This window comes from Streptomyces inusitatus (genome assembly GCF_014651115.1).
Classification (GTDB): Bacteria; Actinomycetota; Actinomycetes; order Streptomycetales; family Streptomycetaceae; genus Streptomyces; species Streptomyces amakusaensis.
Genome location: NZ_BMWG01000030.1, coordinates 44,185 through 57,487 on the forward strand (window position 1 = coordinate 44,185; position 13,303 = coordinate 57,487).

General features: G+C 76.8%; 11 protein-coding genes. 1 reads left to right on the forward strand and 10 read right to left on the reverse strand.

The window, feature by feature from the left end; all coding sequences use genetic code 11:
* Nucleotides 1-58 precede the first annotated feature (58 nt).
* From IE247_RS30950 to IE247_RS30995, 10 genes are all read right to left on the reverse strand, one after another.
* Nucleotides 59-1,783: an ABC transporter ATP-binding protein/permease gene (locus IE247_RS30950; RefSeq protein WP_190126655.1), complete on the reverse strand. Its 1,725-nt coding sequence runs from the start codon at nucleotides 1,781-1,783 to the stop codon at nucleotides 59-61.
* A 170-nt stretch (nucleotides 1,784-1,953) separates the two neighbouring features.
* A complete protein-coding gene (locus tag IE247_RS30955) occupies nucleotides 1,954-4,020 on the reverse strand; it encodes a nitroreductase family protein (protein WP_190126656.1) in 2,067 nt (688 codons plus the stop codon).
* A 14-nt stretch (nucleotides 4,021-4,034) separates the two neighbouring features.
* Nucleotides 4,035-5,399 (reverse strand): YcaO-like family protein, encoded by a 1,365-nt coding sequence (locus tag IE247_RS30960; RefSeq protein WP_190126657.1) that lies wholly within the window; start codon nucleotides 5,397-5,399, stop codon nucleotides 4,035-4,037.
* Nucleotides 5,396-6,904 carry a CocE/NonD family hydrolase gene (locus IE247_RS30965; protein ID WP_190126658.1) on the reverse strand — a complete coding sequence of 503 codons (1,509 nt, stop codon included), beginning with the start codon at nucleotides 6,902-6,904 and terminating at the stop codon, nucleotides 5,396-5,398. The genes IE247_RS30960 and IE247_RS30965 overlap by 4 nt, the downstream gene beginning before the upstream one ends.
* Nucleotides 6,901-7,743, reverse strand: coding sequence for a hypothetical protein (locus IE247_RS30970; RefSeq protein ID WP_229869466.1), 843 nt, complete (start codon nucleotides 7,741-7,743; stop codon nucleotides 6,901-6,903). The genes IE247_RS30965 and IE247_RS30970 overlap by 4 nt, the downstream gene beginning before the upstream one ends.
* Nucleotides 7,744-7,863: 120 nt before the next feature.
* Entirely contained in the window at nucleotides 7,864-8,007 is a 144-nt protein-coding gene (gene amiA, locus IE247_RS30975) for a streptamidine family RiPP (RefSeq protein WP_190126659.1), read from the reverse strand.
* A gap of 93 nt (nucleotides 8,008-8,100) precedes the next feature.
* Complete coding sequence (locus tag IE247_RS30980; RefSeq protein WP_190126660.1) at nucleotides 8,101-8,916, reverse strand: ABC transporter ATP-binding protein; 816 nt, start codon at nucleotides 8,914-8,916, stop codon at nucleotides 8,101-8,103.
* Nucleotides 8,913-9,920: a FecCD family ABC transporter permease gene (locus IE247_RS30985; RefSeq protein ID WP_229869467.1), complete on the reverse strand. Its 1,008-nt coding sequence runs from the start codon at nucleotides 9,918-9,920 to the stop codon at nucleotides 8,913-8,915. Before IE247_RS30985 ends, IE247_RS30980 begins: the two co-directional genes overlap by 4 nt.
* Nucleotides 9,917-10,927, reverse strand: a complete 1,011-nt coding sequence (locus tag IE247_RS30990) for a FecCD family ABC transporter permease (protein WP_190126661.1) — start codon at nucleotides 10,925-10,927, stop codon at nucleotides 9,917-9,919. Before IE247_RS30990 ends, IE247_RS30985 begins: the two co-directional genes overlap by 4 nt.
* The gene (locus IE247_RS30995; protein WP_190126662.1) at nucleotides 10,924-11,901 is read right to left on the reverse strand and encodes an ABC transporter substrate-binding protein; all 978 of its coding nucleotides are present in this window, start codon (nucleotides 11,899-11,901) and stop codon (nucleotides 10,924-10,926) included. Before IE247_RS30995 ends, IE247_RS30990 begins: the two co-directional genes overlap by 4 nt.
* 93 nt (nucleotides 11,902-11,994) lie before the next feature.
* On the opposite strand from IE247_RS30995, the gene IE247_RS31000 reads away from it, so the two are divergent.
* Nucleotides 11,995-13,275 (forward strand): YncE family protein, encoded by a 1,281-nt coding sequence (locus IE247_RS31000; protein WP_190126663.1) that lies wholly within the window; start codon nucleotides 11,995-11,997, stop codon nucleotides 13,273-13,275.
* The last annotated feature ends 28 nt before the right edge of the window (nucleotides 13,276-13,303 follow it).

Consider the following 13,303-nt stretch of genomic DNA (forward strand, 5'->3'; position numbering starts at 1 on the left):
AGCGCGCCGCGCGGGTACGGGTCGCTCCCGGCCGGAGGCTGTTCGGCGGTCGTCGTGTTCACGCGGCCCGCACCGCCTCGGCGAGCCGGGCGTAGACGCCGTCGCGCGCGAGGAGGGCGGCGTGGTCGCCGACCGACTCGACGCGTCCGCCGTCGAGGACCACGATCCGGTCGGCGTGGCGCACGGCGGCGAGCCGGTGGGCGACGACCAGACAGGTGCGGCCCCGGGCCGCCCGTACCAGCTCGTCGACGATGCCGGCCTCCCGTCGTTCGTCGACCGCGCTGGTCGCCTCGTCGAGCACCAGGACGGGCGCGTCGGCGAGCAGCGCGCGGGCCAGGGCGAGGCGTTGGCGCTGGCCGCCGGAGAGGGCGGAGCCGCGTTCGCCGACGACGGTGTCGTACCCCTGGGGCATGGTGAGGATCTCCTCGTGGACGCCCGCCGCGCGGGCCGCCTCACGCAGTTCGGCGTCGCTCGCGCCGGGGCGGCCGAGCCGGAGGTTGGCGGCGACGGAGTCGTGGAAGAGGTAGGTGTCCTGGGAGACGACCGCGATCCGGCGGCGCAGTTCGCCGAGGGGGTACGCGGTGGTCTCGGCCGCGCCGAGCGTGATCCGTCCGCTGTCGGGGTCGGCGTGCCGCAGCAGCAGTCCGAGGAGGGTCGACTTGCCCGCGCCGGAGGGGCCGACGATCGCCGTCGTCCGTCCGGCGGGGGCGGTGAAGGAGACCTCGGCGAGCGCGGGCCGGGTGCCGCCGGGGTGGGTGAAGCCCACGTTCTCGAAGCGGACTTCGGGCGCTCCGTCCGCCCACCGCGCTTCGACGCTCCCTTCGTCGGGGACGGCGTCGGGCGCGGTGCGCAGCGCGGCGATGCCGTCGGCGGCGGAGACGCCGAGATAGCCGGAGTGCCAGGCGCGGGAGAGGTCCCGTACCGGCCGGAAGCACTCGGAGGCGAGCAGGAGCAGGAGGTAGGTGCCGGTCGCGGCGGTCTCCCCGGAGGCGGCGGAGGCGCAGGCGAGGAGGACGGCGGCGAGGGTGCCGCCCTGGACGGCGAGATCGGTGATGCCGGTGTCGACGAGGGAGACGCGGAGCTTGGCGACGGTGGCCCGGTGCAGCTCGGCCGAGTGCGCGTCCAGCCGCGCCCTGACCCGTCCCACCGCGCCGGCGGCGCGCAGGTCGGGCATGCCCTGGAGGGCCTCCAGATAGTCGGCGGAGAGCGCCTCGTACGCCCCCCAGTGCTGTCGTCCGCGCCGTGCGAGCAGCCGGTCCCACCAGCGGGGCGCGAAGAGCGCGAGGACCAGCGCCGGGGCGAGGGCGGCGGCGGCCCGCGGTTCGACGAGGGCCACCGCGATCAGCGGCGGGAGCGGCAGGACACAGGTGACGAGGGCCTGCGGGAGGTAGCGCGACACATAGGCGTCCACTCCCTCCACCCCGTCGACGAGCGTCGCCCTGACCGCCCCCGCCCGCTCGCCCGCCCGGTTCCGGGGCCCCCCGCGCCCCAGCCGCAGCAGCAGTTCGTCACGGAGCCCGGTGCGCACCGCCGCGCCCGCGTCGACGGCGACCGCGCGCTGCCATCTCGCCAGCGCCGCCCGCAGCAGCACGGCGGCGAGCACACCCGCGAGGAGCCCGGGGAGCGCGCCCGCCTCGCCCCGGGCGATGCCCGCGAGGGCGAGGGCGAGCAGGACGGCCTGGACGAGATGGGTGACGGCGACCGCGCCGAGGAGCGCGGTCGCCCGGAGCAGGGGGCGGCGGGCGGTGCGGGCGGCGCGCAGCAGCTCCGGGTGGAGCATCATGGGGTCTCTTCTCCTGTGGTGGTGCGGCTGTGCGGATCGGCGCGCGGCGGGCCGGGGGCCGTGGGCCGGGCGGGGGTTTCGCGGGGCGTCCGAGGGAGTGGTGTCGTCACAGTGGCTCCGTCCGCCCGTGGGTGGAGGTCCACCCGGGCCGCGAGGCCCAGGGGGAGGGTCTAGGGCGGGGTCCGGTGCTGCGCCCGGGCTTCGCCCGGGAGGGGGTTTTCCCGGGGCCGAAGGCCCAGGGGCAGAGCCCCCGGATCGCGAGGCGGAGGGCGGGGGCACTCCTCCGGCCCCGCCGGGGGCACCCCCACCCGGGCGAGGCCCAGGGGGAGGGTCTTCGAAGTGGCGTCGTCCGCCCGTGGTGAGGGTCCTCCCAGGCCTCGCGGCCCGGGAGGAGGGTCTGGCGGGGTCCGGTGCTCCCCCGGATCGCAAGGCGGAGCCGGGGGCACTCCCTCCCGGGCGAAGCCCAGGGGGAGAGTCGACGCGGTGGGGGTACTCCCCGACCCGGCCGCCAGGCCCGGGGGGCCGTGGGCGACCGACGACAGCGCCGGGGGCCTCCCCGGCCGCGCCCGAAGGGCTGCGGAGCTGGAGAGCCGGCATGCCGGGGGGGTCCTGCCCCCGGGCTCCGCCGGGGGCACCCCCACCCGGCCGCCAGGCCCGGGGGGGCCGTGGGCGACCGACGACAGCACCGGAGGCCTCCCCGGCCGCGCCCGAAGGGCTGCGGAGCTGGAGAGCCGGCATGCCGGGGGTCCTCCCCCGGGCTCCGCCGGGGGCACCGCCGCGCGGGCCGCCGGGCCCAGGAGACCATCGGCGACCAACGACAACGCCGGGGGTCCTCCCCCCGGTTCCACCGGGGTCACCCCCGCCCGCGCCGCCGGGCCCAGGAGACCGTCAGCGACCGACAACAACGCCGAGGGTCCTCCCCCCTCCCCCGCCGGAGGCACCCCGGCGGGGGAGGGTGTGCGTACCTGAAGGTCCTCCTCCTGGCCCCGCCGGGGGCACTCCCACCGGCGGTGGCCGGGGGAGGCACGGCGGGCGGGCGGGGCTTCGGAGGCGCTCCCCAGGGCGAGTCCGTGGAGGATCCACTCGCGGCCGGGCTCGCCGCCGAGCGCGGCTCCGAGGTCGGCGTGCTGCCAGGAGCCGACGGGGCGGGAGGCCAGCCCGAGGGCGGTGGCCTCGATCTGGGCGTGTCCGACGCCGTATCCGGCGAGCAGGTGGTCGCGCCGGACGCGGCCGGGGGCGGCGTCGGAGGGGCAGCCGTACGCGAGGAGTACGGCTCCGGCCCCGGCGATCCATCCCTGGCCGGCGGCCCAGGCGGCGAGGGTCGGCAGGACGTGGCCGGTGGCGAGCGTCGCGGCCGTGCCGCGCTCGGCCCGGAGCAGTCCGGGGCGGGTGCCGCCGACGGCGAGGCACCAGCGCGGACCCTGGGACCGGCAGGCGCTCTCGGCGGCTTGGAGCACGCGCAGGAGGGCGGCGGGGTCGGGGGGCGGCGCGCCGGAGCCGATCCGGGCGGGGTCGGCGCTGCGCCGCCGGAGCAGCGGGGCCGGGTCCGTCCGGCCCGGTCCCGGTGCGCTCCAGCCGCCGTCCTCGGCGCGGGCCAGCTCCCCGAGCACCCGCCGTGCCTCGGCCAGATCGGCGGGGACCCCGGCGGCCGGCGGCTCGGGCGGCGCGCCGCTCCCGGCCCACTCCCCGGTCCCGCCGCCGCCCGCCAGCCGCACTCCCGCCAGCGGGAAGTCCATCCCTTCCACGGGCCCGACTCCGAGGGTCGCCTCGACCGGCTCGGGCCCCGGCCACGCGGCGAGCACCCCGGCGGCGGCGTGTCCCACATCCAGCAGCACCAGTGGCCATCCCCGGTGTCCGTAGTGGGAGACCGTCCGCTCCGGGCGGGCCCCGAGTACGAGGAAGGCGTTCCGGGGCGCCGGGTCCGGTGCCGGGCCGAGCCGGTGGAGGCGGTGGCGGCGCGGGTCGTAGGCGTAGTGGCCCGGGGCGATGCCGTACGGGTGTCCCTCGCCCAGCAGCAGCCGGGGCTCGACGGGGTGGAGCGCGCCCGCCGAGGGGACCGGGCGGAGCCGGTCGCCCGCGAGGGAGAGGGCGAGCGGCCGGTCCAGCGCGGGCGGGACGGCGATCGGCCCGCCGGGCCGCGCGGGCACGGCTCCAAAGGCGGCGGCGGTGAACACCGGGCCGGGGAGTTCGGCCGAGCGGGCCCGGGCGAGGGCCCGGCGGAGCGGGGAGGAGGGCATGGCGGGTGGGCCCTTCACATGTGCGGCGGGGGTACGAGGGTGAGATCGCCGGGCCCGCTCGGGGCCTTGGCGCGCCAGCCGCGCCCCACCCCGGCCTCCCCGAAGCGGGGGCAGCCGAAGTATCCGAACGCGGCGGGCGCGTTGGGGACGAGACCGGAGACCAGCACCCGCGCCACTCTGAGGGGTGTCTCGGCGATGTCCTCGGTGGTCAGATCGAGGGTGATCACACGGTGTCCGCCGGCCGCGAGCCGGGCGTCGAGCGCGGCCCGGTCGCCGGGGGCGATCTCGTCGACCCCGACGACGCCCAGCTCCGGGTGGGTGAAGCGGCGGGCGAGCGGCGCGGTCCTGGGGTCGAGCCAGACCTGGACGTGCGCCCCCAGGTCGCGTACGGCGGCGAAGTCCGGTCCGCAGTCGTCGAGATAGCGCCGGTCGGGCCGGTGGTCGAGATAGAGGCCGCGGGCCAGCATCCCGGCCTCGACCGCCCGGAACACCCAGCCGTCGGCGTCGACCGCGCCCTGGGTGAAGACCCAGGTGTGGACGGCCTCCAGGACGGCCTTGCGGGCGGCGTCGGCGGGGTCGTACCGGCAGGCGAAGCCCGCCGCGTGGATGCCGCGCGCCGGGTCGTGCACCAGCGCGGCCATGCAGGGCGCGAACTCCGACGGCAGCTCCACGATCCAGACCGACAGCTCGCAGCCTTCGAGGTCGTGGGTGAGCCCGGGGACGGAGGCGGGGTCGATGCCGCGCGCCGGTCCTTCGAGGTGCCACCACAGTTCGAGGGCGTCGCGCTCGACGACTTCGAGGAGTCCGCGTTCCACGGCGTCGTCGAAGCCCTGGCCGGTGGCGATGCCCGCGTAGTTGAGATGGTGGGTGCGCGGGAGTTCGCGCAGCGCGCCCTGCCGCCAGTTGAGATGGGTGAGCGCGACGGGGGCCCAGCACTCCTCGCCGTCCTCGGCGGCCCTGGCCCAGAGCGCGGGGGTGTCGGCGGTGAGCGGCCGGTAGGGGAAGCGGGGCCGCCAGTACTGCCAGTCGGCGTACGCGGGGAGCGCCCCCGGGCCGTACAGCCGCCGTCCCTCGGCGAGGAGTTCGGCGGCGGTGGCCCTGCGGGGGGCGTCGGGGTGGCCGGGCGGGGGCAGCCGGTTGCCGCAGTAGCGTTCGGCGGCCTCGGCGATCGCGGCGATCCTGGCCCCGGCCGGGTCGCCGAAGGTGGTGCCCAGCGAGACCCGGTCGGCGGGCCACGCACCGAAGCGGCGGGCGTCGGAGACCTCGGCGGTCATGGCGGTGTAGCGGGGCGGCGCGCCGGAGGGGTGGGGTACGGGTCCGACCGCGCGGATCAGCCCGCAGACGGGGTCGACGAGGTCTTCGGGGGTCATCGGGGTCATGCGCACATCTCCTGTACGGGGTCGACGCGGCGGCCCGGTCCCGCGGTGAGCAGCAGGGCGCCGCCCGCCGGGTCGAGGACGCGCCGGGAGGGGGCGAGCCGGGTGGCGGTCATGGGGTCCTCTCCGGTGTGCGGGTTGCGGGCGTGGGCGGGGAAGTGGTGTCCGGAGATCTCCAGCCGGAGCCGGGAGCCGGGGGCGATCCGGCGGGCGAGATGTCCGAGCGGGACGGTGAGTTCGGCGGGCCTGCCCGGCGGGTCGGCGCGCCGCGCCGTGCCCAGCGCGAGGGGCCGGGCGCGGCCGTCGGGGGTGAGGACGGTGAGGCGTACGAACCAGTCGGCGGCCGGGGTGTCGGCGGTGGCGCGGAGCTTCGCCCCGGCCGGGCCGAAGAGGTCGAGGGGGCGCGGGAGCGGCGCGGAGAGCAGGAGCGCGCGGTCGGGTTCGCCGTCGGCGGGGACGCTCAGATCGTCGGAGCGTACGGGCCGGGCGGGGTCGGCGAGGAAGTGGCCGCCGTGGTGCAGGGGGAGTCCGTGGGAGCGGCCGAAGGGCCTGCTGAGGAGGGTGCGGGCGCGGGGGGCTGCGGCCGGGTGCCAGTGTTCGCTGTCGCCGAGGGCGAGGGCGCCGCGGCGGCCCGGGGCGAGCGTGCCGGCCAGGGCGGCCCGGGCCCAGCGGGTGTAGAGCGCGCCGAGGTTGAGCCGGTGGCCGGGGCGGGCGTCGGGCGCGGGTTCGGCGGTGAGCCCGTGGCCCCAGGGGCCGATCAGCAGCCGGGCCGGGCCGCCCCAGGCGCGCCACAGCCGCAGGGTGTCGGCGGCGAAGGGGTCGCGCGCGCCGCCGATCGCGAGCAGCGGCACCCGGGCGGCCGGGGCCCGGTCCACGAGCCGGTCCCGGGAATCACCGTCCTCCCAGAGCCCTCGCCAGGAGGGGAGTTCGCGGCCGAGGCGCTCGGGGAGCCCGGTGAGCGGGAGGTGTTCGAGGAGGCGGGGGTCGTCGGCGAGCGCCCGGTCGAGCGCGGCGGCGTCGGAGTCGGGCCGGTCGCCGTGGGCGGCCCACCAGCCGGCGCGGCCCAGCAGCCGTTCCACTCCGGAGGGCTCGCGCGCGGTCTCGGGGGCACCGAGCGCGGGGACGGCCGCGATGACGGCGTCGGGGCCGGTGTCGGTGTCTTCCGGTTCGAGGGCCGCGGCCAGGGCGCAGTGGGCGGCGTAGGACGCTCCGGCGGCGACGACGGTTCCGTCGCTCCAGGGCCGCGCGCGGATCCAGCGCAGGGTGGCCGCGCCGTCGGCGGCCTCGTGGCGGTAGGGCCGCCACTCCCCCTCGGAGCCGTACCGGCCGCGTACGTCCTGGACGACGGCGGCGAATCCGCGGGCGGCCCAGGCCCGTGCCTCGGCGCGGTGGTTTTGGCGGCCGTAGGGGGTGCGGATGACGACGGCGGGGTACGGGGGGCGGGTGCCGGGGAGGGTGAGATCGGTGGCGAGGCGCGCGCCGGGGGCGGGGAGGAGGCAGGTGGTCATGGGGTGCTGGGGGGTACGGGGAGAACGGGGTGGGTGGTGAGGGTGAGGTCGCGGAGGTCGAGGCGGCACAGCCGGCGGCGGGGCGGGGCGGCGGGTGTCGCCCAGGCGATCAGTTCGGCGGTGAGCAGCCCGGCGGTGAGCGCGGCGGAGGCGGCGGTGTGGGCGGGGCCGGGGGCCTCGGTGCGCGGTCCGTGCCAGTAGGCGTCGAGTTCGCGGTGGGCGGGGGTCGCGGCGAGACGGCGCAGACGGACATCGGCCGAGGTCACGTCGCCGGGTGCCGCCGCGAGGGGCTCCAGCCAGACCTGGGCGCCCTCCCGGTGGCACCGCAGCCAGCCGACGGACCGGTCCGGGAGGCGGTCGGCCTCGTCCCAGAGCCCCGGCGGCACGGGCGAGTCCAGGCACCACACGACGGCGGTGCGCCCGGGGTCCCGGGCCCCCGCGACGCCGGACAGCGCCGCCGGGAGCAGCGCGGGCTCGATCCGGCGGACCGCGCCGCCCTCGGCCCGTACGCAGCGGGCGAGCGGTTCCGTCAGCACCCGGTCGCCGAGGAGGAGGACGCGGTGGCCGCGGAGCGCGCCGCCGCTCTCGGGGGCCGCCGTGAGGAATCCGGCCTCGGTGAACGCGGCGGTGAGCCGGTCGAGTTCGGGGCCCCGGTCCGGGGGCGCGGTCGCGGCGGTCCCGCGTACCGCCGCGAGCAGCGCGGCCTCGCTCACCTCCCCGGTGTCGACGCGGAGGAACTCCCCGTCGGCGGTACGGACCGCGAGCCCCCGGCCGGGGACGGGGACCAGGGCGACACCGGGGGCGAGCCGTTCGGCGGCCGCCCGGGACACAAGAGACACAGGACTGCTCCAAAGGGTCTGGCGGACGGGGGAAAAGCGGGAGGAGGCGGGCGGGCCCGCCCGGGTGCGGGGAGAGTGCCCCGGGCGGGCCCTGGTACGGGAAAGGCCGTACGGCCGGTGTTACTTGTCGCCGTCCGCGACCGCGTCGACCGCGGTCTCGTCCCCGTCGAAGGGGTTCTCCACCAGGGCGTTGGAGTGGGTCGCGGAGAGGTGGGCGAGCTGGCCCTGCTCGGCGATCGGGCTGAACACCTTCTGCTGCTCCATGAGTTGAGCCTCCGTTTCATCGGAATTCATTGGATGTCGACAGAAAAGCTCGCGCCCCGGCCGAAGCCGTTGGCGCGGCGCGCACCACAGACACTAATGAATATGATTTTCATTCCGCAAGGGGTTGGGGCCCTCCAGCGGGTGATCCGGGTAACACACCGGCCAGTCGCCGACCGGATCGCGCCCCACCCGCCCTGCCACTCCCAGCACTTCGGCGAGGAGTCCGGGCGTCACCACCTCGTCCGGGGGGCCGTCCGCCACCACGGATCCCTCGCGCAGTGCCACGATCCGGTCGGCGAAGCGGGCCGCGTGGCCGAGGTCGTGCAGCACCATCACCACCGTCAGCCCGCGCTCCTTCCGCAGCCGCACCACGGTCCGCATCACCTCAAGCTGGTACCGCAGATCGAGATAGGTGGTGGGCTCGTCCAGCAGCAGCACCCGGGTGTCCTGGGCCAGCGCCAGGGCGAGGCGCACCCGCTGGCGCTCGCCGCCCGAGAGGGCGTCCACGGGCCGGTCGGCCCAGCCGCCGACCCCGACGTCCGCCATGGCGCGTACGCAGACCTCGTCGTCGCCGTCCCTGAGCATCCCGAGCGGCCCCCGGACCGCGTACCGTCCCTGGCGCACCAGTTGACGTACCGTCATGCCAGGCACGGAGGGCGCCGACTGGTGCAGCAGCGCGACCCGGCGGGCCGCCGCCCGGCGGGAGAGGCCCGCCAGGTCGTCGCCGTCGAGCAGCACCCGGCCCGCGCCGGGGCGCAGCAGCCCCGCGCAGAGTCTGAGCAGGGTGCTCTTGCCGCAGCCGTTGAGCCCGATGAGGGCCACCAGCTCCCCGTCGGACACGGTGAGGTCCACCCCGTCGAGGACCGTGCGGCCGGGGTAGCCGAAGCTGAGCCGCTCCGCCTGGATCATGTCTCCTCCTTCACGGAGCGGCGCGCCACCACCAGCAGCAGCGCCGCTCCCACACAGGTCGTCAGCGCGCCGGTGGGCACGCTCAGCCGGTCGGCCCCGAGTACCTCGGCGAGCAGCCGGGAGAGCCACTGGGACGCCGCGTCCGCGCCGCCGACCACGGACGCGCCCAGCAGCGCCGCGCCGGGCAGCGCGGTGCGCGGATCCGCGCCGAAGAGCGCGAACGCGAGGTGCGGCACGAGGAGTCCGACGAATCCCATCGCCCCGACGGCCGAGACCGCGCCCGCCGTGAGCGCCACCGCGCAGATCAGGGCGGCGGCCCGGGCCCGGCCGGTGTTCAGTCCGGCCGCGGCGGCCTGGTCGTCGCCGCAGCGCAGCAGGGCGAGCGGCGCGGCGAGCGCGAGGGCGAGCAGGGACCAGCCCGCGGTCCAGGGCCAGAGCAGGTTCCAGTGCTCCCAGACCCGGCCCTCGGTGGAGCCGACCAGCCACTGCACCACACTGCCGAGTTCGCCGGGGGCGACCAGCAGGACCATCGCGGTGAGCCCGGAGAGCACCGCCGAGACGAGCACCCCGTGGACGGCCGTGCGCACCGGGTCGGACTCCTCCCGGCCCGTCAGCAGCCAGAGCAGCCCCGCCCCGGCGAACCCGCCCGCGCAGGCGGCGACCACCACGGCGGCCGGCGACTGCCAGCCCGCCAGGCCCAGTCCGGTGGCGGTCACCGCGCCGAGGACCGCGCCGGGGGTGACCCCGGTGACCTCGGGTCCGGCCAGCGGATTGCGCAGCGCGGACTGGAGTACGAGACCGGCCAGGCCCAGGCTCGCGCCCGCGCCGAGGGCCACCAGCGATCTGGGCAGCCGCAGCCGCAGGACGACATGGCGGGCCAGCGGGTCGCCGCCGCCCGTGAGCACCTCCCACACCTGTGCCGGGCCGAGCGCCCGGCCGGCCACCAGCCCGGCGCAGCCCACCGCCAGCGCGAGCAGGGAGAACAGGATCAGCCTGCGTTTCACGGGCCCGCCTCCCCCTCGGTCCGTGCCGCGCGTGCCGTACGCGCCACACGTGTCGTACGTGTCGTACGTGTCGCACGTGTCGTTCTGAGGAGGGCGACCCCGGCGGGGACGCCGAGCAGCGCGGTCCACGCGCCCACCGGCGTCTCCACCGGGGCGAGCGCGAGCCGGGCCGGCAGATCGGCGCAGGCGACGGCGAGCGCGCCCCACACCATCGACCAGGGCAGCAGCCGTACGGCCTCGGCCCCCGGCCGCAGCCGGCGCGCGAGGTGCGGGGCGATGAAGCCGACCCAGGCGACCGGCCCGCAGACCGCGACCACGGGCGCGATGAGGACGATGGAGACGGCGAGCGCCGCGAGCCGCGCGCGGCGCACCCGTACGCCCAGGGCCCGGGCGTCGTCGTCGCCGAGCCGCAGCACCGACAGGACGGGGGCGCAGAGGACCAGCGCGGGCACGGCGAGCGCCAGCCAGGGCCAGAGCCCGGTCACATCGGTCCAGGTCCGGCCGGAGAGACTGCCCAGCAGATAGCGGTAGATGAGCTGGAGGTCGAGCTGATCGGCCAGCACCATCAGCACCAGCAGGGCGGACTGGAGCGCGGCCGTGACCGCCGCGCCGGTGAGCAGCACGGCGGACGGGCTGCGTCCGAAACCGGCGGCGAGCAGGGTGAGCACTCCCCCGGCGGCGGCCCCGGCGATCGCGAGCAGGGGTTGCAGGGCGAGCGGCACCGAGACGGCGAGCACCAGCGGGGCGGCGACGCCGAGGGCCGCCCCGGAGGAGACGCCGAGCATCTCGGGGACGGCGAGCGGATTGCGCAGGGCCTCCTGGAGCACCAGGCCCGCCGCGCCCAGGCAGGCCCCGGCGACCAGCGCCAGCACCAGGCGCGGCAGGCGCAGTTCGGTGACGACGAACTCGTCGGCCAGCGCGGTGGGCGGGACCGTGGGCGTGCCGAGGCAGAGCCCCGCGGCCACCGCCGCCAGCAGCAGGGCGCACACCGCGTGCGAACGGCTCATGCGAGCTTGGCCGCGGCCTCGTCGAGGACGATGCCGAGCGAGCGGGTGCCGCGCCCCTTCGCCCAGACCTCGGCGTCGACCTCGTACACCTTTCCGTCGCGGACCGCCGGGATCCGGGACCAGAGCGGGTTCTTCGCGAGCTTCTCGGAGAGGCTGACCTCGCTCTTCCCGCCGAAGGAGAGGGTCTCCACGAAGAGGACGTCGACCTCCCGGGCGAGGATCTCCTCCATGCTGTAGGAGCCCTCGACGCCACGGCTCTCCCAGGGGTAGTGGGAGAGCTTGGGGAAGAGTCCGGCAGCGACGTCGTTGCCGGGGGTCGCGACGCCGAAGTTCTCGTCGCTGCCGAAGATGATGAGGCTGGTGGCCTTGGACTTCGCCCGCTCGGCGCGGGCGAGTCTCTCCCGGAAGCCGCGCTCGGCGCGCTCGCCCTCGGCGGTGCGCCCGGTGAGGGCGGCGAGGTCGCGGAGGTATCCCACGCTGTCCTGCCAGTCGCCCGGCTGGACGGGCCAGAAGACCGTCGCGCCCTTGAGCGCGGGTGCGAGCTTGCCGTGCGTGTCCTTGAGTCCGATGACCAGATCCGGACGGTGGGAGAGGACCGCCTCGACCTCGGGGCTGAGGAAGCCGCCGGGGACGGAGGGTATCTTCCCTGCCTTCTCGGGGCCGAGGAACTTGGGGTGGGCCAGCAGCGCGGAGTTGCTGGCGACCGGGGTGATGCCCAGCTCGGCGAGCATGTCGTCGCAGAGGGCGACCAGGCAGACAATGCGCTTCGGTGGTCGGGGGGTGGTGACGGTGACGCCCTGAGCGTCGGTGATCTGCCGAGCCGCACCAATAGGTTCGACCTTTACTTCCGTTTTCTCCGATTTACCGTCATTACCACCTTTGCTGTCATTAGAGGTTCCGCATCCGGCCAACAGGCCTCCCAGCACCGCGACGGCGGTCCAGCGGCGGACGGTCATCAGCGTCCTGCGTGACATCACTTCTCTTCTCACTCCGAACGGACGGACAAGTGAGCCACATGATAATCATTACCAATAAGATCGTTACCCGCCCACTCCCCCGGAGTCGCCATGCCGCCCCCCAACGCCGCCGGACCCCGACTGCTCGTCGCCGATCATGTGGCCGGATCCATCAGGGTGTTGAGCCTTCCCGACGGCCGTGAGACCGGCCGGATCGAGGGCCGTTTCCTCGCCGAGCACGCCGGCTTCCTGGCGCTCCCCGGGGGCCGCACCGCCTTCGTCGACGACCTCGCGGGCGAGCTGCTCGTCCTCGATCCGTACGGCCCCGACGGCGGCGGGCCGCTGGTGACGGCCACCGCCCCGGTGGCGACGCCCGCCGAGCATCTGGCGGCGGACCCCTCCGGGCGGCTGCTCGCGGTGACCACCGGGCTCGGCCGGAACGAGGAGGCGTGGAGCGATCTGCTGACCGTGGTGGACCTCGACCACCCGCACCGGCCGCGGACGGCGCGGGTGCGCACCCGCGCCGGGGAGCCCGGAGTGACCCTCCCGGGGCCCGCCGGGGCGGGGGAGGACGGCGCGCTGGTGGTCCTGCGGCACCGCGAACCCGGCTCGCTCACCGCGTACCGCCACGCCGATCTGCTCGCCGCCGCCCCCTCCGCGCCGCCCGCCGCGCCCGTGCACGAGCTGCCGCTGCCGGACCACGACGGCCACGGGGACGCCCACGACCCGTCGACCGGGCTGACGTTCGCCGCGGCGGGGTCGGGGGTGCACCGGGTCCGCCGCGCGGGCTCGTCGCTCCTCGCCGAGGAGCCGCTGCCCTGGGGCGGGCCAGGGCGCGGCTACTTCCTGCGGCTCGACCCGGTGCGCCGGATACTCTGGTCGTGCGTACGGGGCGGGCCCGCCGATCCCGGACGGTGGCCGGAATGGACCAACGACGCCTGGTGGCACCGGCTCGACCCGGCCGCCGACCCGGCCCCCGCGCGGACCGGCCGGGTGCCGCTGGGCCCGGGGCTGGTCTTCCGGCTCGCGGTGACCGCGCGCCATGTCGCCTTCGCCCGCGTCCACCCCGACGGCGACGAACTCGTCCTGGTCTCGGCCCCGCCCGGCTCCGCGCCGCGCGTCAGCGGCAGACTGCCGCTCCCCGCGATGGACGGAGCCCCCCGCGCGGGCGGCACCCCCTGGGACGGAGTGCAGCGCCGGGCGATCGCCGGCTCGCCCGGCGGCGGCCTCGTCGCCGTCACCCGGGGCGGCCATGGCGAGATCCAACTGGTCGACGCCTCAAGGGCGGAGACGGTGACGACGCTGCGGACGCCCACCCCGCTCGACGAGGGCGGCCATCTCGCTCTCGTGTTCCCCGGCGACGGGGCGGAGTTCGACCCCGTCGGCCGATGAGAGATTGTGAAATAATTCACCCAACCCC

Bases quoted from the DNA above. Each gene is read 5' to 3' on its own strand.
- IE247_RS30950 (WP_190126655.1), bottom strand. From the start codon at position 1,783: ATGATGCTCCACCCGGAGCTGCTGCGCGCCGCCCGCACCGCCCGCCGC.
- IE247_RS30955 (WP_190126656.1), bottom strand. From the start codon at position 4,020: ATGCCCTCCTCCCCGCTCCGCCGGGCCCTCGCCCGGGCCCGCTCGGCC.
- IE247_RS30960 (WP_190126657.1), bottom strand. From the start codon at position 5,399: ATGACCCCGATGACCCCCGAAGACCTCGTCGACCCCGTCTGCGGGCTG.
- IE247_RS30965 (WP_190126658.1), bottom strand. From the start codon at position 6,904: ATGACCACCTGCCTCCTCCCCGCCCCCGGCGCGCGCCTCGCCACCGAT.
- amiA (WP_190126659.1), bottom strand. From the start codon at position 8,007: ATGGAGCAGCAGAAGGTGTTCAGCCCGATCGCCGAGCAGGGCCAGCTC.
- IE247_RS30980 (WP_190126660.1), bottom strand. From the start codon at position 8,916: ATGATCCAGGCGGAGCGGCTCAGCTTCGGCTACCCCGGCCGCACGGTC.
- IE247_RS30990 (WP_190126661.1), bottom strand. From the start codon at position 10,927: ATGAGCCGTTCGCACGCGGTGTGCGCCCTGCTGCTGGCGGCGGTGGCC.
- IE247_RS30995 (WP_190126662.1), bottom strand. From the start codon at position 11,901: ATGTCACGCAGGACGCTGATGACCGTCCGCCGCTGGACCGCCGTCGCG.
- IE247_RS31000 (WP_190126663.1), top strand. From the start codon at position 11,995: ATGCCGCCCCCCAACGCCGCCGGACCCCGACTGCTCGTCGCCGATCAT.